This is a genomic window from Alkalibacterium sp. MB6 (assembly GCF_009935905.1).
In the GTDB taxonomy this organism is placed as follows: Bacteria; Bacillota; Bacilli; order Lactobacillales; family Carnobacteriaceae_A; genus Alkalibacterium.
On sequence record NZ_PREX01000075.1, the window covers coordinates 1 to 446 of the forward strand.

1 protein-coding gene is annotated in these 446 nt (G+C 41.0%); it reads left to right on the top strand.

Translation table 11 applies throughout. From position 1 onward, the window contains the following. Window positions 1-88: 88 nt before the first annotated feature. Window positions 89-446 (top strand): transposase family protein (locus C3945_RS11730; RefSeq protein WP_161879832.1); only part of this gene is annotated, 358 nt, incomplete at its 3' end.

A 446-nucleotide genomic window follows, 5' to 3' on the forward strand; every position in this document is an offset into this window, starting at 1 on the left:
GTGGTTCTTTCCAAAGTCAGTTGTTATTGCTTCTATTTAGAGAAAAGTGAGGAGTATAATTAAGAAAAGAAGAAAGAAGTGGGAAACCATGTACGAATTGATACAGGTACTTGATCCGTGTTTAGAGTATGAATCTCATTCATTCACAAACCACACCTTTACGATTACCGTTTCTTCTACTCGTTTAGAAGTCCCTTGTCCATACTGTGGTCAGGTTTCTTCCCGTGTTCACTCTTTATACCCGAGAAAGTTTCAGGACTTACCGATACAAGGACACAAGGTCCAGATTAAGATGCAGAACCGTAAATTCTTATGTAAGAACCCAGAGTGCGATCATAAAACGTTCTCTGAACGCTTTGAGTGTATCGCTGAGAAAGCCACCCGAACGAAGCGTTTGGAAGAGGAAGTATTATCCATCGCTATTCACTGCAGTTCGATCACTGCTG